General features: G+C 67.4%; 18 protein-coding genes. 11 read left to right on the forward strand and 7 right to left on the reverse strand.

What is annotated here, in order from left to right:
• Positions 1 to 545 precede the first annotated feature (545 nt).
• Together MLP_RS00810 and MLP_RS00815 are read right to left on the reverse strand one after the other, a co-directional pair.
• Positions 546 to 2,051 carry a histidine kinase gene (locus tag MLP_RS00810; protein WP_013861073.1) on the reverse strand — a complete coding sequence of 502 codons (1,506 nt, stop codon included), beginning with the start codon at positions 2,049 to 2,051 and terminating at the stop codon, positions 546 to 548.
• Positions 2,052 to 2,078: 27 nt separating this feature from the next.
• Entirely contained in the window at positions 2,079 to 2,753 is a 675-nt protein-coding gene (locus MLP_RS00815) for a hypothetical protein (RefSeq protein WP_013861074.1), read from the reverse strand.
• Between the two features lie 166 nt (positions 2,754 to 2,919).
• Between MLP_RS00815 and MLP_RS00820 the strand changes: the two genes are divergently transcribed.
• Together MLP_RS00820 and MLP_RS00825 are read left to right on the forward strand one after the other, a co-directional pair.
• Complete coding sequence (locus MLP_RS00820; RefSeq protein ID WP_013861075.1) at positions 2,920 to 3,201, forward strand: type II toxin-antitoxin system Phd/YefM family antitoxin; 282 nt, start codon at positions 2,920 to 2,922, stop codon at positions 3,199 to 3,201.
• Positions 3,173 to 3,607 (forward strand): type II toxin-antitoxin system VapC family toxin, encoded by a 435-nt coding sequence (locus MLP_RS00825; RefSeq protein WP_197536484.1) that lies wholly within the window; start codon positions 3,173 to 3,175, stop codon positions 3,605 to 3,607. Before MLP_RS00820 ends, MLP_RS00825 begins: the two co-directional genes overlap by 29 nt.
• Before the next feature lie 31 nt (positions 3,608 to 3,638).
• Here MLP_RS00825 and MLP_RS00830 read toward each other — a convergent pair whose 3' ends face one another.
• Positions 3,639 to 4,349: a winged helix-turn-helix domain-containing protein gene (locus tag MLP_RS00830; protein WP_172641525.1), complete on the reverse strand. Its 711-nt coding sequence runs from the start codon at positions 4,347 to 4,349 to the stop codon at positions 3,639 to 3,641.
• 59 nt (positions 4,350 to 4,408) lie between these two features.
• A complete protein-coding gene (locus tag MLP_RS00835) occupies positions 4,409 to 5,608 on the reverse strand; it encodes a Gfo/Idh/MocA family protein (protein ID WP_013861078.1) in 1,200 nt (399 codons plus the stop codon).
• A 200-nt stretch (positions 5,609 to 5,808) separates the two neighbouring features.
• On the opposite strand from MLP_RS00835, the gene MLP_RS00840 reads away from it, so the two are divergent.
• From MLP_RS00840 to MLP_RS00850, 3 genes are read left to right on the forward strand one after another with little or no spacing between them, the layout of a single operon-like run.
• Positions 5,809 to 6,834 carry a LacI family DNA-binding transcriptional regulator gene (locus MLP_RS00840; protein ID WP_013861079.1) on the forward strand — a complete coding sequence of 342 codons (1,026 nt, stop codon included), beginning with the start codon at positions 5,809 to 5,811 and terminating at the stop codon, positions 6,832 to 6,834.
• A 53-nt stretch (positions 6,835 to 6,887) separates the two neighbouring features.
• On the forward strand, positions 6,888 to 7,823 hold the full coding sequence (locus MLP_RS00845) for an ATP-grasp domain-containing protein (RefSeq protein ID WP_013861080.1): 936 nt from the start codon (positions 6,888 to 6,890) through the stop codon (positions 7,821 to 7,823).
• Positions 7,820 to 9,124, forward strand: coding sequence for a glycosyltransferase (locus tag MLP_RS00850; RefSeq protein ID WP_013861081.1), 1,305 nt, complete (start codon positions 7,820 to 7,822; stop codon positions 9,122 to 9,124). The genes MLP_RS00845 and MLP_RS00850 overlap by 4 nt, the downstream gene beginning before the upstream one ends.
• 43 nt (positions 9,125 to 9,167) lie before the next feature.
• On the opposite strand, the gene MLP_RS00855 is transcribed toward MLP_RS00850, so the two are convergent.
• A complete protein-coding gene (locus MLP_RS00855) occupies positions 9,168 to 10,208 on the reverse strand; it encodes a PIG-L family deacetylase (RefSeq protein ID WP_013861082.1) in 1,041 nt (346 codons plus the stop codon).
• Between the two features lie 185 nt (positions 10,209 to 10,393).
• On the opposite strand from MLP_RS00855, the gene MLP_RS00860 reads away from it, so the two are divergent.
• Positions 10,394 to 11,671 (forward strand): hypothetical protein, encoded by a 1,278-nt coding sequence (locus tag MLP_RS00860; protein ID WP_013861083.1) that lies wholly within the window; start codon positions 10,394 to 10,396, stop codon positions 11,669 to 11,671.
• A 48-nt stretch (positions 11,672 to 11,719) separates the two neighbouring features.
• Positions 11,720 to 13,708 (forward strand): MFS transporter, encoded by a 1,989-nt coding sequence (locus MLP_RS00865; protein WP_013861084.1) that lies wholly within the window; start codon positions 11,720 to 11,722, stop codon positions 13,706 to 13,708.
• Positions 13,709 to 14,334: 626 nt separating this feature from the next.
• Here MLP_RS00865 and MLP_RS00870 read toward each other — a convergent pair.
• A complete protein-coding gene (locus MLP_RS00870) occupies positions 14,335 to 15,144 on the reverse strand; it encodes a DeoR/GlpR family DNA-binding transcription regulator (RefSeq protein WP_013861086.1) in 810 nt (269 codons plus the stop codon).
• A gap of 169 nt (positions 15,145 to 15,313) precedes the next feature.
• Here MLP_RS00870 and MLP_RS00875 point away from each other — a divergent pair, with 169 nt between their 5' ends.
• Together MLP_RS00875 and MLP_RS00880 are read left to right on the forward strand one after the other, a co-directional pair.
• Positions 15,314 to 17,059, forward strand: coding sequence for a glycerol-3-phosphate dehydrogenase/oxidase (locus MLP_RS00875; RefSeq protein WP_013861087.1), 1,746 nt, complete (start codon positions 15,314 to 15,316; stop codon positions 17,057 to 17,059).
• A 109-nt stretch (positions 17,060 to 17,168) separates the two neighbouring features.
• Entirely contained in the window at positions 17,169 to 18,197 is a 1,029-nt protein-coding gene (locus MLP_RS00880; RefSeq protein WP_041789578.1) for an endonuclease/exonuclease/phosphatase family protein, read from the forward strand.
• Positions 18,198 to 18,244: 47 nt separating this feature from the next.
• Here MLP_RS00880 and MLP_RS00885 read toward each other — a convergent pair whose 3' ends face one another.
• Positions 18,245 to 19,333 (reverse strand): LacI family DNA-binding transcriptional regulator, encoded by a 1,089-nt coding sequence (locus tag MLP_RS00885; protein WP_013861089.1) that lies wholly within the window; start codon positions 19,331 to 19,333, stop codon positions 18,245 to 18,247.
• A gap of 204 nt (positions 19,334 to 19,537) precedes the next feature.
• Here MLP_RS00885 and MLP_RS00890 point away from each other — a divergent pair, with 204 nt between their 5' ends.
• Positions 19,538 to 20,011, forward strand: coding sequence for an SRPBCC family protein (locus tag MLP_RS00890; protein ID WP_013861090.1), 474 nt, complete (start codon positions 19,538 to 19,540; stop codon positions 20,009 to 20,011).
• Positions 20,008 to 21,366: an MFS transporter gene (locus tag MLP_RS00895; protein WP_013861091.1), complete on the forward strand. Its 1,359-nt coding sequence runs from the start codon at positions 20,008 to 20,010 to the stop codon at positions 21,364 to 21,366. The genes MLP_RS00890 and MLP_RS00895 overlap by 4 nt, the downstream gene beginning before the upstream one ends.

Genomic DNA, 21,366 nt, shown 5'->3' on the forward strand with positions numbered 1-21,366 from the left:
CCCAGCGAGCCCCCGGCGGCACGCAGCGACAAGGAACAGGTCCTCGACCACCTCGACAAGCTCCTCGGGCGATCCCCGAGCGGCCGGCGGTGGGGCCGGCCGCAGAGCACGACCCTGAGCAGCGCCGCTGCGCGCGACGACGAGCCGGCGACCGACGCGGGTGAGCCGAGCCTGGCGTCGATCCCGATGTTCGCCGCCACCGCGTCCTGGACCTCACCCGACGCCGACGCCGACGACGACGTGCCGACCATCGACAGCGCCGGTGGCCCCGACCGCGGCTGGATCGCCGAAGACTCCCAGATCGACTGGCAGCTCGTGCGGAAGCTGAAGCTGGCCAGCGTCGACCGTCTCGATGAGCAGATCAAGCAGCACCGGGCCCGCCACGACGGCCACGAGCCCAGCGTCGCCGACCGCCGCGAGATGGGGAAGCCGATCATCGCCCACATCGTCACCGAACATGCCGAGGCCAACGCAGGCCAGGGATACCTGTGGACCCCGGCCCTCGAGGACCGCTACTTCAAGGCGGTCTTCGACTCCCAGTTCGGCTACGGCCGGGCGGCGGGCAGCGGTGCCGGGAGGCTGGCTTCGATCACCACCTCGGTTGTGGATGCCGGGATCGCGCTGGGAATGACCACCGTGTCGTGCAGGGCGGCGAGCAGTCCGCGGTTGTCCAGGGCTGGCGGTCGCAATGCGTACGCGACCTCGCGCAGATGACGGGTCGCCGTAGCCAACTCTTGCGCCAGCCGGTGGGCGACTTCGACGGCTCGTCCGTCGCCGTCGGCGTCGTACTGCTCCAGCGCGGCTACCGAGAGCGCGAGCCCACTGAAGGTCGGGGCCAGATCGTCGTGCAGGAACCTTCGTAGGCGTTTGCGCTCCTCTTCGCGGGCCAGCACCACGCGGGCCCGAGCCTCGATGAGCTCGCTCACTGCGCGAGCGCCATCCAGTGCTGGGCCCGCGTATGCGCACACCCGTGCAATCACCGCCCGATCGGCGGAGGTCAAGGTCTGCTCCCCGCGGCGCGGGGACACGGTGACCACCGCCAGACGTTCGCCCCGGTAGGCGACGGGGAATTCCTTGGCTTGGCCGCTCGGCTTCCCGGTCCCGACGGTGCCCCCGGCGACGGATCGGACGGCGACGTGCTCCGCGCCTAGGGCCTGGGCCAGAGTCGCGACGATCGTCTCAGGCACCTCGCGGACATCGTGATGGGCGGCCAGCAGTGCGTCCAGGTCATCAAGCGTGCCCAGCGGATCTTGCCGGTGCCCATAGACGAGTCGGCTGGCGAGCCAGCCAACCCCACGCCAGTTCGGCAGCGCGACCACGGCGGCCACCAGCGCGGCCAGCCACAGCTGTCTGGCCGCCAGGTGGCTGGTCACCAAGACCGCCAGCGCGGTCACCAGGGCCGTACCACCGACGGTGAGCAGTGCGACCAGAGCCCGGTCCACATCGGCGGCCCCCGGCACAAGTACGGCCAGGCTGAAGCCGATCCCGGGAAGCATCAGGAACAAGATGGCCAGCCCGGCGGAGAGCTCATCGCTCACGACCCCGCCAGCGGTCAAGACCATCACGACCAGGAAGGCCAGCACCATCCCGAGCACGGCGGCGAGTACCCAGCGCACCTGTTGCCGCTCCCGGGTCGAGGCTCGTCGGCGATAGCGGATGACCTGCGCGGCCACCAGCAGGCACGTGGTCACGGGAAAATGCCAGGTCCACCAGGGCTGGCCCTCCAGCCGTAGGCCGCTGACCAGGTTCGCGCCCTGGATCGCAATCTCGACGCCCGCTACGACAGCGGCCCACCGCGGGACGGGACGCCCGGTCGGAAACACCGCGAGCAGGGCGGCCATCGCGCTGTTCACGAAGACCGCCGCTACCCGGGCGACCAGGATCTCACCGGACCCCTCCCCGTCCAGTGCCACCAAGGCACCCGCAGCAAGAAGCACCACGACCGGAATCCAGACCGGACCGATCCGCCCGCGCAGACCAGACCAGACGATGGCAATGGCCAAGCCCCAGGACACAATCTGGTTGAGGACCTCCGCAACGCCGATCAGCACGCGATCATCTTGCCTGGGTTGCCTGCATCAGGCCCGCCGCGAACGGCGTAGCGCCCAGATCCCGACCGCCAACAGGTACGGGATCACCAAGATGATGCCGACAGAGAAACCGATGAAATAGGTACCCAGGCTCAGCGACGCGAGCACCAGGTTGACGATGGTGATCCAGCGTGGAAAGGCTCGACTCAGAGCGGCGATGATCTGCCAGGCCGCGAAGGCCGTGGCGGCGAGACCACTGAAGGTTTGCGGGAAGGCGTAGAGGCCCTGGATCACGGCCGACTGGGCTTCGGGGGTCGCTCCTGATCCAGGGATGTATTCGGTCAGGAAGCTGCTCATCACCACGCCGGAGTACGCCGCTCCCGCGATCCCGATGAAGAAGGCCCCAGCGAGTGCGGTCAGGGCGCCGGCCAGTTCCGAGCCGGACCGCCGCACGAACACCGCGAGCGAGGACAGAGCGACGAGCCCAGCGGTGGCGTTGAACGCGAAAATCATCGCCAGAATGGCGGCGGTGGGGAGTTGCGCGGAGAGTTGCTCGGCGGTCACGTATTCCTCGCCCAAGGACGGATCCATTGCATGCCGGATCTGGTTAGTCGCGAAGTACATCCCGTAGGTCACGGCGTATGCAATGCCAGCGACGCCGGCCGTCCGTAGCACGCGGTCCCGCGTACCGGGAACGGTCGCGGCCTCTTCGATGCTGGTCATGACGACTCCTCTCAGTGGTAGTTGAAACGAGTTCAACGGAGAGGTTTCCCGGCCCGCCAGGGTCGGTCTTTCCCGGCAACTGCTCATGATCCGGGCGGCCTCGACTTCGGTCGTCGCGTCATCGCCACCCCGAGGGGCTTCTAGCATATGATGCTAGAATTTTGTCATGGGGACGATCACGATGACTGAGTTCAACCAGCGGGTGTCCGCGATAGCACGTCGCGTGATCGAACAGGGCGAGACCATCCGAGTGACGAACCGCGGACGGGTAGTGCTCCGGATCGTGCCGGAGCCGCCCTATGAAGACTCGCTCGCAGGTCTGGTCGACAGCGGCCAGGCTGTGGCCCCGAGCGGGCCGCACCGTAAGCGTGCGGGCCGTGCTCCGGTGCGTCTCTCGCGTGATCTCGACGCACTCCTCGATGAGACGCGAGCCGATGCCGAGCTCTGAGCCAACGGAGCGCCGAATCTGGTATCTCGACTCTTCCGTTGCCCTGCGAGTCCTTCTGGCACACAGCGTTGAGGCGGCTGAGTGGTTCGATGAGCGCGCGTTCGCGGGCGATGCCTTTGCATCTTCACGGTTGCTGGAGCTCGAGCTGACCCGCGTATTTCGGAGAGAATCACTCGACGTCGTAGAGGTCGCAGACTTCGTTGCCGAACTCACGCTCTTGACGGTGGACGATGCACTGGTCGCAGAAGCAGCAGCGATTGTGCCCCACCTGAGGTCGCTTGACGCCCTGCACCTGGCTGGTGCACAGCGAATCGGCGTGGACGCGGTCACCATCGTGACCCATGACCTGGGCATGGCAAAGACGGCCGAGAGCCTCGGATTCGCCGTACACGATCCCGTCGCCTAGTCCGGAGCGGGCTGGCGCCGCCTCGAGCTGGTCACTGCGGCCGCGTCCGACGCTCCAACTGAACCGCCGCCGCGAGTTGGTAGCCGCGACCCCAGACGGTACGGATGACGTTCTGTGTCCTGCTGTCGTCGCCGAGCTTGCGGCGCAGGCTGTTGATGACGGTGGTGACCGACTCCGCCCGCAGCGGCTGTCCGGGCCAAGCGGCTTCGAAGAGCACCTGGTCGACCACCACCTGATCGCGAGTGTGCAGCAGACAGAGGAGCATCCGCAGTTCCGCTGCGGTCAGTTGGATCCCTCGACCTGATCGTCGTACGGAGCCACGACCCAGGTCGACCTCGATATCGGCGAAGCGGCAGACCTCGCTGCCGTACGCCTGGACGAGGCCGACCAGATCCGCGCCAGGCGACCGGCGACGCTTGACGCTGGCCGCTCGGGCGGCATGGCTGAGGGTGCTGATCACCTCCGAGCGGGCCCGGCCAAGCGAAGGGCGGCACGCCAGTTCGACCAGCACCTGGTTGATCAACCCACAGGTACGCAGCACCGACCGCAGTCGATCGCCCGCCGAAGCTGACGACGCGGCCGAGGCCGACGACAACAAGTCCTCGAACGCCTGCTCGGTCAACTCCGGGTCGGCATCAGGGTTGAGGTCGGCCTCGATCAGTCGGCGCAGCATGACGGCGAAGACGGCCGCGTCGAGGTCCGAGTCATCGGTGTTGGTCTCTTCCGATGACTCGGACCTCATCGTCGTGGAGGACATCGCGTTCTGGATCTCGGTTGCCGACGATTCGCGATACACGAGCCTCAGGCGGGGGCGTCGCCGAAGTCGTCGATGGTGAGCCGCTCGCCGCCCCGGCGTGCCGACTCGAGAGCGTAGATCCCCGGCAGCGTGTAGCGGGCCGCCTGCCAGGCGTTGACCGGCGGCAGCGTGCCGGTGTTCACCGCGGTGACGAAGTCGTCGCAGAGGAAGTGGTGGCTGCCCTCGTGCCCGTTGGGGGCACCGGCGAACTCTGCGGGCAGTCGGCTCGGGTCATGCACCGGGGCCAGGCCGGACAGGAACGCGTCCCGCAGCGTCGGTGAGACGTCGGCGAGCTTCGCCAACTCCTCCTCGGAGGCCTTGCGCGGCTCGATCTCCTCCGACACATCGGTCACACCCTCGCGGTCCTGCCGGTAGGCGGTGGTGGTCATCTCCTCGAAGGTGGCCTCGGTGCCGAACCAGCGGAACCGGGACTCGCGGATGAAGGACGGGAAGCCGACCCGGCGGAACTCGTTGACCCGGAACGACCCGCCGCCGGCGACCTCGAACAGACCGGTCATGTTGGAGAAGTCGTTGTCGAACATCGAGACCTCGCGGTCGAAGACCCCGTCGCCGCGGTCGTCGCTCACACCGATCGCCGACACGCTGGTGGCGTGGGTCTGCCAGGCGCCCAGGATGCCGCCGATGGAGTGGGTCGGGTAGAGCATGGGCGGGTAGGAGGCGGTGGCCTTCCAGTTTTCGCCGCCGGAGAACTTGTAGGCGTCGTAGAAGCCGAGGTCCATGTCGTGGACGTAGTCGCCCTCGGCGTAGAAGATCCGGCCGAACTCGTTCTTGGCGAGCATGTCGCGGGCGTACACGACGGCCGGGTTGTAGTGGCTGGTCTCGCCCATCAGGTAGGTCAGCCCGGTCCGGCGGACGGCGTCGATGATCCGTGAGATCTCCTCGGCGCTGATCGCCATCGGGACGGCGGAGTAGACATGCTTGCCGGCCTCCAGAGCCTTGACCACCAGCGGCCCGTGGCTCCACCGCTGGGTGAAGATCGCGACCGCGTCGACGTCGGAGCTGGCCAGCGCGTCGTCGAAGGAGGCGAAGGTGCCCGCCAGACCGTACTTCTCGACCAGTTCGGTGGCGCGCTCAGGAATCACGTCGGTGGCGTAGACCGCCGACACCCCGGGGTGCAGCTGGAACAGGTGGGCGAATGAGCCGGCGAACTGGCCGGCGCCGATCATGGCAATCGAGAAGGACATGACAAGGGCTCCCGAACGGGTGGTGAGATGGATTGGTGGGCGCCAGCGGTGTTGCGCCGATGCCATTAGGTTACGCGGGTAACCTGGGAGTCTGCAAGGCCTGAATCGCACGATTTGCCCAGTCGGAGCCGGGTGTGACAGGTATCACTCTTCGCGGGTAGATAGGGTGTTCTGACGGGCTGACGTAGGGGAGAGAGCGAGTGGCTGGACGGGCGGCGGGAAGTGGCGGTCGGGGCGCCGCCGTGACCCGGGCCGACGTCGCCCGCTATGCCGGGGTGAGCACGGCCGTGGTGAGCTATGTGGTCAACGGTGGACCGAAGTCGGTGTCGAAGGCGACGGAAGCACGCGTACGGCAGGCGATCGCCCGCCTCGGCTATCGGCCCAACCGGACGGCTCGGGCGCTCGCCCTGGGCACGACCAAGACCTTGGGCCTCGTGGTGCCGGACAGCACCAACCCCTTCTACGCGGAGTACGCGCTGGAGATCCAGCGGGCTGCGCACCGACGCGGGTACGCGGTCCTGATGACGAGCTCAGGCTTCGGCGCCGACGTCGAGCTGCGGTCGATGCTCGATCTGTGTGACCGGCAGATCGACGGGCTCATCGTCACCGCCGGCACCAGCCGCGGCCGGCTCAGCGAGTTGGCTCGGCAAGGCGTGCACATCCCGATCGTGTTGATCGACGCGGCGGCCGCGTTCCCCGGCTATTCGACCGTGGGTCCGGCGGCCGCTGCGGGCGCGGCCGCGGGGGTCGAGCATCTGCTGACCGTGCACCGGCGTCCCAGCGTCGCACTGGTGATCGGCGACACCGCGGATGCCACCACCGATGGCCGTGAGACCGGCTGGATGCAGGCGCATGCGCTCGCCCAGCGGGCGCTGGGACCGGTCGAGCGCACGGCCTTCAGCCGCGAGGGTGGCTATGTCGCGGGCCTGGAACTGCTGCAACGCGCCGATCGGCCGACTGCCGTCGTCACGAGTTCCGATCTGCAGGCCATCGGGCTGCTCCGGGCCGCGTACCAGCTGGGTCTCCGGGTGCCCATGGACGTGGCGCTCGTGAGCTTCGACGGGACCGAGGAGACCCGCTACTGCTGGCCGGCGCTGACCACCAGCCGGCAACCCATCGAGGAGATGGCCGAGGCGGCCGTCCAGACGGTGCTGGATCCGGCACAGCCACCGGTACACCAGACGTTCGCCATGGATCTCGTGATCCGCGACTCCTGCGGCTGCTGACCCTGGTCGGACCGTGGCATGAACGGGTGCCGCATTATGTGAGACTGACGCTTGTGTCTAGCTCCGAACTAACTCTTCTGATCTCCGGTGCGGGTGGCCCCGCCGGACGATCTCTCGGCCGTCAACTCGCTGCCCGAGCAGCCGCGGGACTGCGCGTCCGGGTCGTCGGTGTCGACCTCGGTCCGCTCGAGGCGGAGGGCTTCGACGAGGTCGTCGGTGTCGCACCGGCGGCTGATCTGGCCTACGGACCTGCGATGCGTGAGGTGGCCGCCCGATTCGGTCCGGACGTGATCATCCCGACCGTGCAGGACGAGCTGCCACAGGTCGGCGCTCTGTCCGGGATCTTGTCGCTGGCGGCAGCCGAGGGACGCGCCGACGGCAAGCCGGCCCGGGTCGTCACCGCTGGAGCGGTCGGCTCGGCGCTCGCCGCCGACAAGCTGCTGACGATGTGGACGCTCGCCGCGGCGGGGATCTCGGTCCCGATCCATGCCCCCGCCAACGCGTTCTGCTCGGCGACCGAGGCGCTCGAGTGGGCGGGCGGACCGGTCGTGGTGAAACCGCGAGTGTCTCGCGGTGGCCGTGGCGTGGTGCTCGTGGAGCAACCCGACGACATCGACTGGATCGGATACGGCGCCGAGCACATCGTCCAGGGTTTCGCCGGCGGTACCGAGTATGCGCCACAGACCTATCGGTCGGCCGAGACCGGGGAGGCTCGGTCGTATGTGCTGGAGAAGACCGTGCTCAAGGAAGGCCGGGTCGGCAATGCGGCCGACGCGATCCGGCTGCCCGACGGCTCGCAGCCGGAGATCGAGCAGCTGGCCATCGACACGGTGACCGCGCTCGGGCTGTCCGGTCCGGTCGACATGGATGTCCGCCTCGACGATGCCGGACAACCTCGGGTGCTGGAGGTGAACGGTCGCTTCGGCGCCCTCTCCGCGCTCGCTCCTGAACTGCTGGCCGGGGTCCTCGAGGACTATCGGCCCCGATGATCGCCGTGCTCGGTGGCCTGGCCACCGTCGTCGCGCTCACCGTACTGATCGGCGGGCTGATCCGGCTGGCCCTGGTGCCGTTCGCGCTGCTGTTCGAGTTCCGGCACCGCGGTCATCGTGCCGACGACGCTCCCGTCACCGATGACACCATCTTCGAGGAGCCGCCGTTCGTCACGGTGGTCGTGCCGGCGTACAACGAGGGTGTCGTGATCGACAACTGCCTGCGCTCGATAGTGCGCAGCAGGTACGACCGATACGAGGTGATCGCCGTCGACGACGGGTCGAGCGACGACACCTTCGCGCGAATGGAGGCACTGGCCGCCGAGTTCCCGCAGATCACCGCGATCCGGCAGGAGAACGCCGGAAAGGGTGCTGCCCTCAACACCGGGATCGCCCGGGCGAACGGCTCGGTGGTCATGCTGGTCGACGCCGACGGCCTGTTCGGCCCACACACGATCACTCGGATGCTCCGCGGCTTCTCCGACGAGGGCGTGGGCGCGGTCTGCGGCAATGACCGGCCGGTGAACCTGGACCGGATCCAGACCCGCTTCCTGGCACTCATCTCGCACCTGGGCACCGGCTTGATGCGGCGGGCGATGAGCGAGTTGCACTGCCTGCCCATCGTCTCCGGCAATATCGGGGCCTTCCGAATGGACGTGCTGGAAGCGACCGGCCCACTGCGGGAGGACACGGTCGGTGAAGATTTGGAACTGACCTGGCGGGTCTATGCCGTCGGCCGCCGGGTCGCGTTCGCCCCGCACGCGCTGCTGTACGCCGAGTCGCCCTCGACGCCACGCGCGCTGTGGAAGCAGCGGGTCCGCTGGGCTCGAGGACTGCTGCAGGTCACCAAGCTGCACTGGCGCATGGTGGGGAACCCCCGGTACGGGATGTTCGGGCCGTTTCTGCTCTACAACTCCTTCACCCAGATCGTGGTGCCGTTCCTGCAGATCCTGGGTGCCCTGCTCATTGCCGGACTGATGCTGGCCGGTGACGTGTCGGCCGCTTCGCTGCCGGTGAACCTGTGGGGGCTGTGGCAGCTGCTGATCATGGTCGGACTTCCGCTGTCGATCGTGCTGCTGTTGATCGCGGTGCTGCTCGACCGCTCGCCGGCGGATCTGCGGCATGCCTGGACCCTGCCCGCCTGGCCGATCTATTCGAGCCTGATGACCTTCGTGATGATCAAGGCAGTCTGGCAGGAGGTCTCGGGCGCCGAGAACCGGTGGAACAAGCTGGATCGCACCGGGACCGTGTCGGTGGGCGGCCTGGTCAGCGGCGAGCAGGATCCGCCCGCCTCCTCCTGACTCCCGACGACCGCGGAGTCAGGTCCTGGTATCGAGCAGAGGACTACTCCCGTCCGTTCGACCCGCTCAGCGGCGTGGGCGGACCGACCGAGACAGCCGACCGGATGGTCTCCAGCGGCTCCACGTCGATGGCCTGGCTGAACCGCGACCAGTAGCGGGCGGTAGCGCGCACGATGTCCGGCTGCATGTAGTCGCGGTGGGACTGTGACGCGTACGCCGCCAGCATCTCCAGCTTGCGGTCGACGAAACCGGTGATGTCGACGAACCTGTTCGGCTGATAGGCGACCGTGCACGACGGGCTCTGGAAACACCACAGGCCGGCCACCTGGCGAGCGGCGATCTGCACCGACTCGTTGACCGCCCGGTGATCTTGGTGCCGGTCGTGAGCGCTGTGGGTGTAGATCAGATCGGGCTGGACCTCCGTGACGACCTTCTCGATCGCGGTGATCACGCCGTTCGCCGGGTCGAGGAGGGTGTCTTCGAAGTCGAGGTGGACCAGCTCTGCGCCGACGGTATCGGCAGCGCGACGGGCCTCAGCCTGTCGTACGCTCGCCTGCCCGCCGACCGATCCGCCCGACAGCGTGAGGATCGCCAACTGATCGCCGGCGGCCTGGTGCGCCGCCAGAGTGCCGCCGACTCCGATCTCCACGTCGTCGGGATGAGCGCCGACGGCGAGCACCGACAGCCGGGTCCGGGAGCGCTTGGTGCGGCCGAGGGCGGCGAGTTCTCGGGCCCGCTCGGCGAGCGCGGCGGCGCGGATCGGTTTGACCAGGAAGTCGTCGGCGGCCCGGCGGAGCGCTTCCACCGCATAGGTGAGGTTGCCGTGGGCCGTCAGCACCAGCACCGGCACTCCGGGCTGGAGCTCGCGAACCTGCGGCAGGATCTCCAGCCCCGAGCGTCCCGGCATCTCGATGTCGGTGATCACGATGTCGAAGGTCCCGGCCGCCAGTTCGTCCAGGGCATGCTGGGCGTCGTTGGCTATCTCGACGATCATGCCCCCGTGGTGACGCAGGGCTGCCTCGGCGAACACTGCGGAGTCGGGGTCGTCCTCGATCACGAGTGCCCGGAACGGCACTTCTAGCACCGCGCCACCTTTCTCTGGTTTGCAGTTCTATCGGGTGCCAATTTAACCTGCCGGATAGCTGGCTTGCTGCGGGGTCGAGACGGCTGGACTGTTGGCGTGAGACACGGTGACTGACGCGACAGACGACGAGACGGCCGCGGCCAGCGACGATCTCTCGTTGACTTGCTGCTTTGGAGGAGAGGTCGATGGACGATGCGGCGCCTACTGACGGTGGGCCTGCGTCGGGCGAACCCGATCGGGGCCGGCCGGGTGGCCGTGGACCGGAGCGCGCTCCGCGTCGGCGGCGCGGGATCGCCGTCGCGATGATGGCGTTGTTCGTCGTCATCGCGATCGTGGTGGTCCTGTTGCCGGCCGGGGCACGCTGGTACACGAATCGGGTGCCCAGTGACTTGCGGCCGTCGCAGGCACCCGAGCAGTTGCGCTCCCTGAGCATCGACTTCGGGATGGTCGTGGATCCGAAGACCGACTGGGCGGCGGTGCGACGCCATCTCGACCAGGTGGGTGCCACGGCTGTCGCGCTGAACGCCGGCCGGGTCGAATTCACCGCCTTCGACTGGCCCGCGCATCCCGAGGTGGCCGCCGAGCCCGGCACCGACCATCTCGCGGTCGCCGCCCGGCAGCTGAGGGTGGGTGCCGACGGGACGCAGCGTGAGGTCAGCCTGATCGTCGACGCGTTCATCCCGGAGTGGATCAAGTCCGATCCGTCGGTCGGCGGGATCGGGGTCGAAGGCAAACGAGGGCCGTACACCGCCTCGGCGTCGCAGCTCTACTCCGGGGAGGTGGGGGACCGACTGGTGGCCTACGTCGCGGCGTTGGGCGAACGGTACGACCCGAGTGCGATCGAGATCACCGAGCTGTTCTTGAGCTTCTACACCTACGGTCCCGACGATCTCGCGCTCTATCGGCAGCTGACCGGTGCGGCCGACTGGCCGCGTAGCCCGGACGGCTCGATCAATCAGCTCGACCCGAGCATCGGGATCTGGCGGTCCCAGGTGCTGGCACATCTGCTGGGTCGGATGCGGACGGCGTTGGACGGCGTGCGGAACGGTCAGGGTCGCGACATCAAGCTGGTGATGGATGTCCGGGTGGACTGGACCAACCCGGCTGCCGGGCGGCCGTTCAGCGGTCAGGACTACGCGATCCTGCTGGAGTCGGCCGACCTGCTCCAGGTGTGGGCCTACCTCGGCTCGACGACGGCGAAGGGCTCGGTCCGAGCTCCGTCGGAGATCACCCGCCTGACCGGTGCCTTGAACGGCGCCGGCCTGGACATGTCACGGTTCATCATGTCGGTCGGCCTGTGGACCGGAGCACCGGGGGCCGAGCCCCCCGGCCGGCTCGGACCCGCCGTGCTGGGCGAGGCGGTCACGGCCGCCACCAGCAACGGGATCAGCGCGGTCAATGTCACGCCGTACTCATTGATGAGCAATGCACATTGGACCGCGCTGGCCCGAGTTTGGAACTAGCGGGTCCCGCACTGCGCACGAGCCCATAAACGTCCCTAAGATGCGCCCATGCCCACTGACGCCGGCCGGAAGTCGAGCCCGACCGGTGCGGTGGTGGCGGTCCTCTGCCTCGCCGGCACCACGGTCTCGCTGCAGCAGACCCTGGTGGTCGCCCTGCTGCCCAGCTTCGCCGAGCTGCTGTCTTTGTCCACCGACGATGTCTCCTGGCTGATCACCGCCACCTTGCTGACGTCGGCGGTCGCCACCCCGGTCGTCGCCCGGCTCGCCGACATGTACGGCAAGCGGCTGATGATGATCGTCTGCATCGTGTTGATGGCGGCTGGCTCGCTGATCGCGGCGCTGAGCTCGGGCAGCTTCGCCCTGCTGATCGTCGGCCGGGCGCTGCAGGGTTTCTCCTCCGCCTTGATCCCGGTCGGCATCAGCATCATGCGCGACCAGTTGCCGAAGGAGAAGGTGTCCTCGGCGATCGCCCTGATGAGCGCCACGCTCGGCATCGGCGGCGCGCTCGGTCTGCCACTCGGTGGGCTGCTGTTCTCCCATTTCGGCTGGTCGGCAGTGTTCTGGCTGTCGGTGGTGGTCGGCATCGCGATCCTGGTGGCGGTGATCCGCATCGTGCCGGAGTCCGGGGTACGCACCCGTGGCCGCTTCGACCTGGTCGGTGCGCTGCTGCTGTCGGCGGCGCTGACCTGTCTGCTGTTGGTGATCTCCAAGGGGGCGCAGTGGCACGGTGAGGTCGTCATCGCGCTGCTGGTCGCCGCGGTGGCGATCTTGGCGGTGTGGTTCCCCTACTCACTGCGGGCCAGTCAGCCGCTGGTGGACCTGCGCACCTCGGCCCGGCGACCGGTGCTGTTGACCAACCTGGCCTCGGTGCTGGTCGGGTTCGCGCTGATGGCCAACATCCTGCTCACCGCCCAGCAGCTGCAGTTGCCGCCGGTGGCCGGCGGCTACGGTCTGGACGCTCTCAGTGCCGGGCTCGCGATGGTGCCCGGCGGCTTGGCAATGGTGGTGTTCTCGCCGGTGTCCGGCCGGATGATCAACCGCTGGGGCGGCCGGATCACCCTGCTCACCGGGTGCGCGATCATGGGCGCTGCCTATCTCGGGTGGGCTTTCTTCGGTCATTCGATGCTTGCGGTGGTGACCGGCTCCACGATCGTCATGGTCGGCTGCGCGATCGCGTACGCGGCGATGCCGAGTCTGATCATGGCGAACGTGCCGATCACCGAGACGGCCTCCGCGAACGGATTGAACTCACTGCTCCGGGCCCTGGGCACGTCCACCGCCAGTGCGGTGATCGCCGCGCTCCTGGCCGGGGTGACGCACGAGGTCGACGGCGTTCAGGTGACCAGCCCACTCGCGTACACGATCACCTGCTGGATCGGTCTTGCGGTCTGCCTGGCGGCCGGTGTTCTGGTGTGGCTGGTGCCGCGAGATGCAGCCGCTCCGCTCGAGGCCGATGTCGAAGCCGCCCCGGCACCCAGGAAGGCCGCTGTAGCGCAGGCGGGGGAGAGTTCGGAGATCGTGGTCCGCGGCCGGGTGCTGCGACCCGACGACAAGCCTCATCCACAGGCGGTGGTGACCGCGGTCCGGTTGACCGGCGAGCCCTTGGACTGGGCCCGAGCCGACAATGCCGGGGCATTCTCCCTCGCTCTCCCCGGACGCGGCCGCTATCTGCTGATCGCCAATGCCGACGCCTGGACGCCGAAGTCGCAGGTAGCCGACTTCCAGGACCCGGACACGCCGATGATCGTGCATCTCGGCGGGCCGCTGCTGCTGACCGGGACGGTGACCCAGGCCGGCGCACCGGTCCAGGGCGCGTTGCTGACTTTGAGCGCGACGACCGGCGAGGTACGTGCGACGACGGCCAGTGGTGCGGACGGCAGCTATCTGCTGCGCCTGCCCCCACCCGGTCACCAGATCCTGACGGTGCTCGGTCCCGACCTGCGTGCCACGCGTGCGGTGAAGATCTTCACCACCACCCAGTCCGCGATCTGCGACATCGAGCTGGAGCCGTCCGGTTCGACCGCCGACGAATCCTGATTCGCGGTTTGGCGAGCCCGTGCCCCGCGGTTGGGGGCTGTATCTGGGTTTGCGCGGGTGTGGTTGCGCGCGTTGTGCTGGTCATCTCTGGCCCGGTGGTGCGAAACGTACTCGGATCACGCCTGACCGGTGGTCGTCTGTGGCCCGCCGGCGCGAGACGTACGCAGATCACGCCTGACCCGCGGTCGTCTGTGGCTCGGAGGCGCCAAAGCTGCGGGCGTGCGTTCGGCTTTCGGTTGTCTGTGGCCCGGTGGTGCGAAACGTTCGCGGATCACGCCTGGCCGGTGGTCGTCTGTGGCCCGGTGACGCGAAAGGTACGGGCGTGCGTTCGGCTTTCGGTTGTCTGTGGCCCGCGGGCGCGAGACGTACGCAGGTTACGCCTGACCCGCGGTCGTCTGTGGCCCGCGGGCGCGAGACGTACGCAGGTTACGCCTGACCTGCGGTCGTCTGTGGCCCGCCGGCGCCAAAGGTACGGGCGTGCGCTGGGCTTTCGGTTGTCTGTGGCCCGCGGGCGCGAAACGTTCGCGGATCACGCCTGACCCGGGGTCGCCTGTGGCCCGGCGGCGCCAAACAGACCGCTACGAGCGTGGCACAGCGGGTCTCTCGTGCAGTGGCGGACCCAGTGGTCAGTCTTGGTTCCTGGCCGTCGACTGCTGGACGTTGATGATCTCGACGCCAAGACTGGCGCACCGGTCCGCCAATTCCGGCGGCACCGGACCGTTGGTGATGATCGCGGACAGCACGTCGAGGTTGGCCAGCTTGACCGGCGCCGTATGGGTCAGCTTCGAGCCGTCGGCCAGCAGCACCACGCGGGAGGCTCGTTCGATGAAGGCCGATTTGATCGGGTACTCCCGATCTCCGCGCAGATACACCCCTCGGGCGTCCACGCTGTTGGCGCCGAGGAAGAACACGTCGACCGAAAGCTCGAGCGCCGCCGCCGTCGTTCGCGGGCCGATCAGGACCTGGCCCTCGGACAACAGCTCCCCGCCCAGGCCGAGGACGACGGCTTGTTGATGCCCGAGCATCTGCTGCAGGACTGGGATGGAATGGGTGATCACGGTTCCGCGGAAGTCCCGGGGCAGCGCCGATGCGACGCCGTAGCAGGTGGTGCCGGAGTCGACCACGATCGTGGTGATCGAAGTGAGCAGCCTGACCGCAGCCTCGGCGATCAGCTGTTTGGCGCTCGCCTCCTGGTCGGCACGGCCGGCGAAGGTGGCCGTCCGGAGCGTGCCGTGGGGAAGACTGACACCGCCGTGCACCAGTCGCAGCTCACCGTCTCCGGCGAGCCGACGGACGTCACGTCTGATGGTCATGTCCGATACTGCGAGGGATTCGCTCAGCGCTGTGATCGAGGCGAAGCCGAAACGCTGGACCTCCGCCAGGATCGCCTCAGCCCGCTCTTCGCCGCTCAGCCGCACGCCATGTGTGTGAGTCACCCACCCCTCCTCGTCTTCTCATCGTATCCAACGGTAGAAAGGTCGATGACGCATGTTGACTTTCCAACATGGGAGGCTAGATTCCGGGCGACGACTCCGTCCTATCGGCTCGCGTAGCTTGCGGGTGCGTCGCTCAGAATCGCTCCTGCACTCCCGAGAGGCTCCGCCCATGACCGCCATCACCGCCGGCACTCGGCAGCACGCACTGACCTCGATGAGTGATGGGCGAGGCCTCGATATCCTGGTTGTCGGGGGCGGGGTCACCGGGGCCGGGATCGCGTTGGATGCGGCGACCCGTGGCCTGCGGGTGGGGGTCGTGGACGCCCAGGACTGGGGTGCGGGCACCTCGAGTCGTTCGAGCAAGCTGGTCCACGGCGGCCTGCGCTATCTGCAGATGCTGGATTTCAAGCTGGTCACCGAGGCGTTGGGGGAGCGGGGGAGGCTGATCGATCGGCTGGCGCCACACCTGGTCCGCGCGGTCCCGTTCCTCTATCCGCTGGACCATTGGTACGAGCGGCCGTACGTCGGTGCCGGCATCGCCCTCTACGACGCACTCGCCACGATCGGCACCCGTAACCGGGCGGTCCCCAGGCACCGGCACGTGTCGGCGAAGAAGCTGCACAAGATCTTCCCCGACATTAAGGAAGGGGTATGTCGGGGCGCGATCCGCTATTACGACGGCCAGGTCGACGACGCGCGGTTGGTGATCGACCTGATCCGGACCGCAACCTCCTTCGGGGCGTTGGCTGCCAGCCGGACTGAAGTGGCGGAGTTCTGTCGCGACGACACCGGCCGGGTGGTCGGAGCCCGGGTCACCGATCTGGAGAGCGGCACCGAGCATCGGATTTCCGCCCAGGTCGTGATCAGCGCGACCGGTGTCTGGACCGAGGAGACCCAGGACCGGGCCGGCACTCACCAGGGGCTGCGAGTGTTGGCTTCCAAGGGGATCCACATCGTGGTGCCGGGGGCTCGGATCAATGGTGAGTCCGGCATCATCCTGCAGACCGAGAAGTCGGTGCTGTTCATCATTCCGTGGTCGCGGTATTGGGTGATCGGCACGACCGACACCGGCTATCACGGCGACCTGACCCACCCGGTCGCCACGGCCGCCGACATCGACTATGTGCTCGAGCATGCCAATGCGATCCTGGCTCGGCCGCTGGGCAGAGAGGACGTGATCGGCACCTGGGCCGGGCTCCGGCCGCTGCTGCAACCTGAGACGAAGGGCGACGGCGCCGCCTCCACCAAGGTGTCCAGGGAGCACACCGTGACCGAGGTGCTGCCGGGGCTGGTCTCGATCGCGGGGGGCAAGCTCACCACTTATCGGGTGATGGCCGAGGATGCCGTGGATTTCGCACTCGGTCCCGAACGGGCCAAGCAGTTGCCGTCGGGCACCGACGAGACTCCGCTGGTCGGTGCCGCCGGCTATCACGTCTATGCCCGGCAGGCTCCGCTGATCCGGCAGTCGTATGGCTGGTCGGAGGCGACGGTGGCGCACCTGCTGCACCGCTACGGCTCGGCCTTGCCCGAGCTGCTCGCCCAGGTCGATGCCCGGCCCGATCTCGGCCAGCCGGTCACGGGTGCGGAGGCGTACCTGCGGATCGAGATCGTCTACGGCGTCACCCACGAAGGCGCCCTCCATCTGGAGGACATCATGACGCTGCGGACCCGGCTCACGTACGAGGTCGCCGACCAGGGACTGTCCGCGCTGGAGGAGATCGCTGACCTGGTCGCGGGTGAGCTCGGCTGGGACGACCAGCGTCGGGCAATCGAGATCGCGGCCTATCGTGCCCGGTGCGCGGCCGAGGCGGCGGCTGCGGCTGCGCCGACGGATGAGGCCGCCGAACTGGTCCGGGGCCGTGCCGGGGATGTACTCGCTGATCTGCCGGATGCCGTGGTCAGCACCCTGAGCTGACCCGAACTTCGGCCCCCGCGGGAACCGGCGTCTGCCAACCGGGCCCGGTATCTGTCTACGTTCCTGCGCGCTCCTTGGTTGTGAGTCAGGCTGTTCGGGGGGGGTGGCGATGAATCTCGACCGGTTCACTGCGGCGACCGTCAATCTCTACAACCTGCAGCTGCCCGGGAAGCGGATGAATCCCGGGCAGCAGCGGTGGACACAGGACGAGTACGACCGCAAGATCACCTGGCTGGCCGCGCAGTTGCGCAGCCTGGATGCCGACATCATCGGTCTGCAGGAGCTCTGGCATCGGCAGGCGATGACCGATGCGCTCGACCGGGCCGGATTGACCGACGCGTACGACCTGCTGGCCACGCCGGCGAACGGGCAGCGGATCGTCTGCGCGGCGTTGGTCCGCACCGGCCTGCTGCGCGGCACTCCGCGCTGGGTGGACCGCTTCCCCGACGCGGTGCGGCTGGAGTCGAGCAGCCGGACCGATCCACAGGCCCCAGCGATCAGCGTCAGCATTCCCGGCTTCTCCCGGCCGGTGCTCCGGTTTCAGGTGGCGCTGCGCGACGATCCTCCGCTGACCGAGGTGTTCGTCGCTCACCTGAAGTCGAAGCTGCCGACCCGGGTCGATGACGAGCGCTGGTACGAGGAGCAGCCTTCTTTGTTCCAGCCGCACCTGACCGCGATCGGCGCTGCCCTGGCCACCATTCGACGGACCGCCGAGGCGACCGGGCTGCGGGTCATGCTGACCGAGGTCATGAAGGCCAACAACACCCCGGTGCTGGTGTTCGGCGACCTCAACGACGGGCAGCACAGCAACACCATCAACATCATCACCGATCAGCCGCACTACTTGGTCGGTGAGTCGCGAGGCGGCGCCGACAACGGCCTCTATGCGGCCCAGACCCTGCAGGAGTATCGCGACACCCGCGACGTCTACTACAGCCATGTCTACGACGATCTGCGGGAGTCGCTGGACCATGTCCTGGTCAGCGAGCAGTTCTATGACAACAGCCGGCGCCGGTTGTGGCTGTTCGACGGCCTGATCATCAACAACGACCACCTCAACGACGACGATCATCGTGCGACCGGGAGCAGCGACCACGGTCAGGTGAAGGTCCGCTTCCGGTGGAAGCCGTACCGTTGAATCCGCAAGTCGTGCCGTGCCTGCTCGTCCGTCCAGTGGCGGCGGCCTCATTCACCGGGGCCTGGAGCCTCGTTCTCGGGGGTCGTACAGGTCTGGCTGGGGTGCCTGGGAGCGGTGGAGGTGCGCAGGACCAGGTGGGTCGGCAGGAGCACCGGGTGGTCGCTCGGCGAGCCGGTCTCAGCACCCAGGAGCTGTAGTAGCATCTGGGCCGCGATCCGACCCTGTCGGTGGACATCTTGGGCGATGGTGGTCAGGTCGACGAACTCGGCCAACTCGTGGTTGTCGATGCCGATTACCGATACGTCCTGTGGTGCCCGTAATCCGCTCCGACGTAGCGCCCACAGGGCGCCGATGGCCAGTTCGTCGAACTCGGCGAGCACCGCAGTAGGCAGGGTCGGGCGGGACAAGAGCTCAGCCATCGCTTCGGTGCCTCCGTCGATGCCGTGCGGACCGTCGACGATGTGCTGCGGATCCAAGGCGAGCCCGACGGCGCCGAGCGCCTCTTCGTATCCCAGTCGGCGACCCATCGAGGTGGTGAAGTCGAACCGGGTATCGTCGGGACGCCCGGCGATGAGACCGATCCGGGTGTGCCCGAGATTCAGTAGATGGTTGGCTGCGGCCCGGCCGGTGCGTACCTCGTCGATGCCGACCGACGGTGACCCGGGGATGCTCGATCCGATGCTGACCAGCGGGAGATCGAGGGCGCGTAGGGACAGCGTATGCTCATCGGTCAACGGCATGGACAAGGACATGGCGCCGACAACGCGGCCAGCCAGTGGCATCTCGCGGAAGAAGCGATCCCGGACATCCGGGTCGCCGAGGTGGTAAAGCAGCACATCGTATCCGTGGCCACGCAGATAGTCGACAGCCGCGGCCGCCGCCGTGGCGAAGAACCACCGGGTGATGAACGGCACGATCACCGCGACCGTGCGCTGGCGACCGCCGCCACTTTCGGCGGTGTCGACGGCGCTGACATAGTCGAGTTCGCGAGCGGCGACGAGTACCCGTCGCCGAGTGTCAGGGGATACCTTGGCCCCGCCCCGCAGCGACCGCGAGGCGGTCGCCGCCGAGACCCCCGCCCGGGCCGCGACATCGGCGAGGCTTACGCGTTGATGAAAACCCTTTGCAACGTTCATCCCGAACTGGAGTCTCCTCCATCTACGCGGGCAGGACAAGCGGCCATGACAGATAGTGATCAGAGATTCTCGGTCGGGTGATTGCCAAGTCGGGCAGATCGGTGGCACACTCCGAGTGCAAATGTTGCACGTTCCTGCAAGGCGCGGTCACCGATGGCCGGGCGTGCGGACGTGATCGAGTTTCGACCCCAGTGAGGTGGATGCGTGACTGCGAACGTGATCGTGACGGTGGAGCGAGAGTTCGACACACCCCGGGCGCGAGTGTTCCGGGCGTGGACGGAACCGAAGGAGTTGGCCCAGTGGCGTGGGTCGCCGGGATGGCACGTCGAGTTGGAGACCGTCTCGGGAGTTCAGGAGCAGGGCGGTCGACACCATCACGTGAAGATCCGTGACGCGGACGGCTTGCGAGTGACCACGGACGGCGTCTACAGCGAGTTCTTCGAGCCGGACGTCTTCGTCTCCCGCGAGCGAATCACAGGCGACCCCGGGATCGACCCGAGCAACGTGCTTGAGCTGCGTGTCGAGTTCACCAAGATGGGCCGAGACGGGACCCTTCTCCGGATCATCCAAGGACCCTACGAACCGGACGTCGCGGGATGGCACGGGGAGGCATGGGAGAAGGAGTTGACCAGGCTCGCGGACTATCTGGTCAGGACCCGTGGGGAGGCGACGCGATGAGTTCCGTGCAACAGACCAGCATCGTGCGGACCAAGCCGCTGATGTCCATGCCGCAGATCCTGATCATGAATCTGGGGTTCTTCGGCATCCAATACAGCTTCGGCATGCAGCAGACCGCGGTGAACCCAGTGTACGAGTTCCTCGGCGCCAATCCGCACGATCTGCCGATCCTGAACCTGGCCGGACCGATCACCGGCCTCCTCATCCAGCCACTGATCGGTGCCCTCTCCGACCGGACGTGGAGTCCGCGCTGGGGCCGACGAAAGCCGTTCTTCCTCGTCGGTGCCCTCGGCTGCAGTGTGTGTCTGTTCCTGTTCCCGTTCGTGACAGCGGTGTGGATGGCGGTGATCCTGCTGTGGCTGCTGGACGCCAGCAATAACACCGCGATGGAGCCCTACCGCGCCTTCATCGCTGACAAACTGCCGCCATCCCAGCTGGGCAAAGGCTTCCTGGCGCAGTCGTTCTTCACCGGTCTCGGCATCACACTGGCAAACGTGTCGCTGTTCGTCTTCCAGAAGTTCATCGAGGGTGGTACCGCGGCAGGCATCCCCTACTGGGTTCTCGGCTCGTTCATGCTGGGTGCTGTCTGCTCGATCACCTCGGTGCTCATCTCGGTGCTGCGCACGCCTGAGATCCCACCGAGCGCCGAGGAGCTCGCGGCCCTGCGAGCCAAGAAGGGTGGCTTCGGGCCGGCGGTGAAGGAGATCGGTGAGGCGATCAGGGATATGCCGACCCAGTTGCGGAAGCTCGCGCTGGTCTACTTCTTCCAGTGGTATGGGATGGTCTGCTACTGGCAGTTCATCGCGCTGACGGTAGCGCAGGAGCTCTTTCCCCAGACCCAAGAGGGCAAGGAGGAAGCCGTTGCTTGGACGGGTCTGATCAACGGCTGGTACAACATCGTCACCTTCTCTGTGGCCTTCGCGCTGGTGGCCTTCGCCAAGAAGAGAGGAGCGAAGTTGGTGCACTGCGTCTGCCTGCTGCTAGCCGCGATCGGCCTGATGATCGTTCCCTCGCTCGATAACCAGTACCTGATCTTCATCCCGATGATCGGCCTCGGCATCGCCTGGGCATCCATCATGGGCGTCCCCTACATCATGGCCGTGCGGATGATCCCCTCCACCAGGTTCGGGGTCTACATGGGCATCATCAACATGATGATCGTGGTACCGATGCTGATCCAGTCGGTCACCTTCGGTTGGCTCTTCGAGCACCTGCTCGGCGGCAACCCGAGCAACGCAATCCGGTTCGCGGCCGTGTTCTTGGCGATCGCTGGCGTGCTGATGCTGTGGATCAAGGAACCCCGGATGGTTCGAGACGTCGATGACGTCAGCGCGATGCCCATGGCCGGTCACTGA

The organism is Microlunatus phosphovorus NM-1, assembly GCF_000270245.1.
Taxonomy (GTDB): Bacteria; Actinomycetota; Actinomycetes; order Propionibacteriales; family Propionibacteriaceae; genus Microlunatus; species Microlunatus phosphovorus.

Excerpts from the sequence above, each read along its gene's own strand:
- MLP_RS00815 (WP_013861074.1), bottom strand. The coding sequence starts at position 2,753 with ATGACCAGCATCGAAGAGGCCGCGACCGTTCCCGGTACGCGGGACCGC.
- MLP_RS00820 (WP_013861075.1), top strand. The coding sequence starts at position 2,920 with ATGGGGACGATCACGATGACTGAGTTCAACCAGCGGGTGTCCGCGATA.
- MLP_RS00825 (WP_197536484.1), top strand. The coding sequence starts at position 3,173 with ATGAGACGCGAGCCGATGCCGAGCTCTGAGCCAACGGAGCGCCGAATC.
- MLP_RS00830 (WP_172641525.1), bottom strand. The coding sequence starts at position 4,349 with ATGAGGTCCGAGTCATCGGAAGAGACCAACACCGATGACTCGGACCTC.
- MLP_RS00835 (WP_013861078.1), bottom strand. The coding sequence starts at position 5,608 with ATGTCCTTCTCGATTGCCATGATCGGCGCCGGCCAGTTCGCCGGCTCA.
- MLP_RS00850 (WP_013861081.1), top strand. The coding sequence starts at position 7,820 with ATGATCGCCGTGCTCGGTGGCCTGGCCACCGTCGTCGCGCTCACCGTA.
- MLP_RS00860 (WP_013861083.1), top strand. The coding sequence starts at position 10,394 with ATGGACGATGCGGCGCCTACTGACGGTGGGCCTGCGTCGGGCGAACCC.
- MLP_RS00865 (WP_013861084.1), top strand. The coding sequence starts at position 11,720 with ATGCCCACTGACGCCGGCCGGAAGTCGAGCCCGACCGGTGCGGTGGTG.
- MLP_RS00875 (WP_013861087.1), top strand. The coding sequence starts at position 15,314 with ATGACCGCCATCACCGCCGGCACTCGGCAGCACGCACTGACCTCGATG.
- MLP_RS00880 (WP_041789578.1), top strand. The coding sequence starts at position 17,169 with ATGAATCTCGACCGGTTCACTGCGGCGACCGTCAATCTCTACAACCTG.
- MLP_RS00885 (WP_013861089.1), bottom strand. The coding sequence starts at position 19,333 with ATGAACGTTGCAAAGGGTTTTCATCAACGCGTAAGCCTCGCCGATGTC.
- MLP_RS00895 (WP_013861091.1), top strand. The coding sequence starts at position 20,008 with ATGAGTTCCGTGCAACAGACCAGCATCGTGCGGACCAAGCCGCTGATG.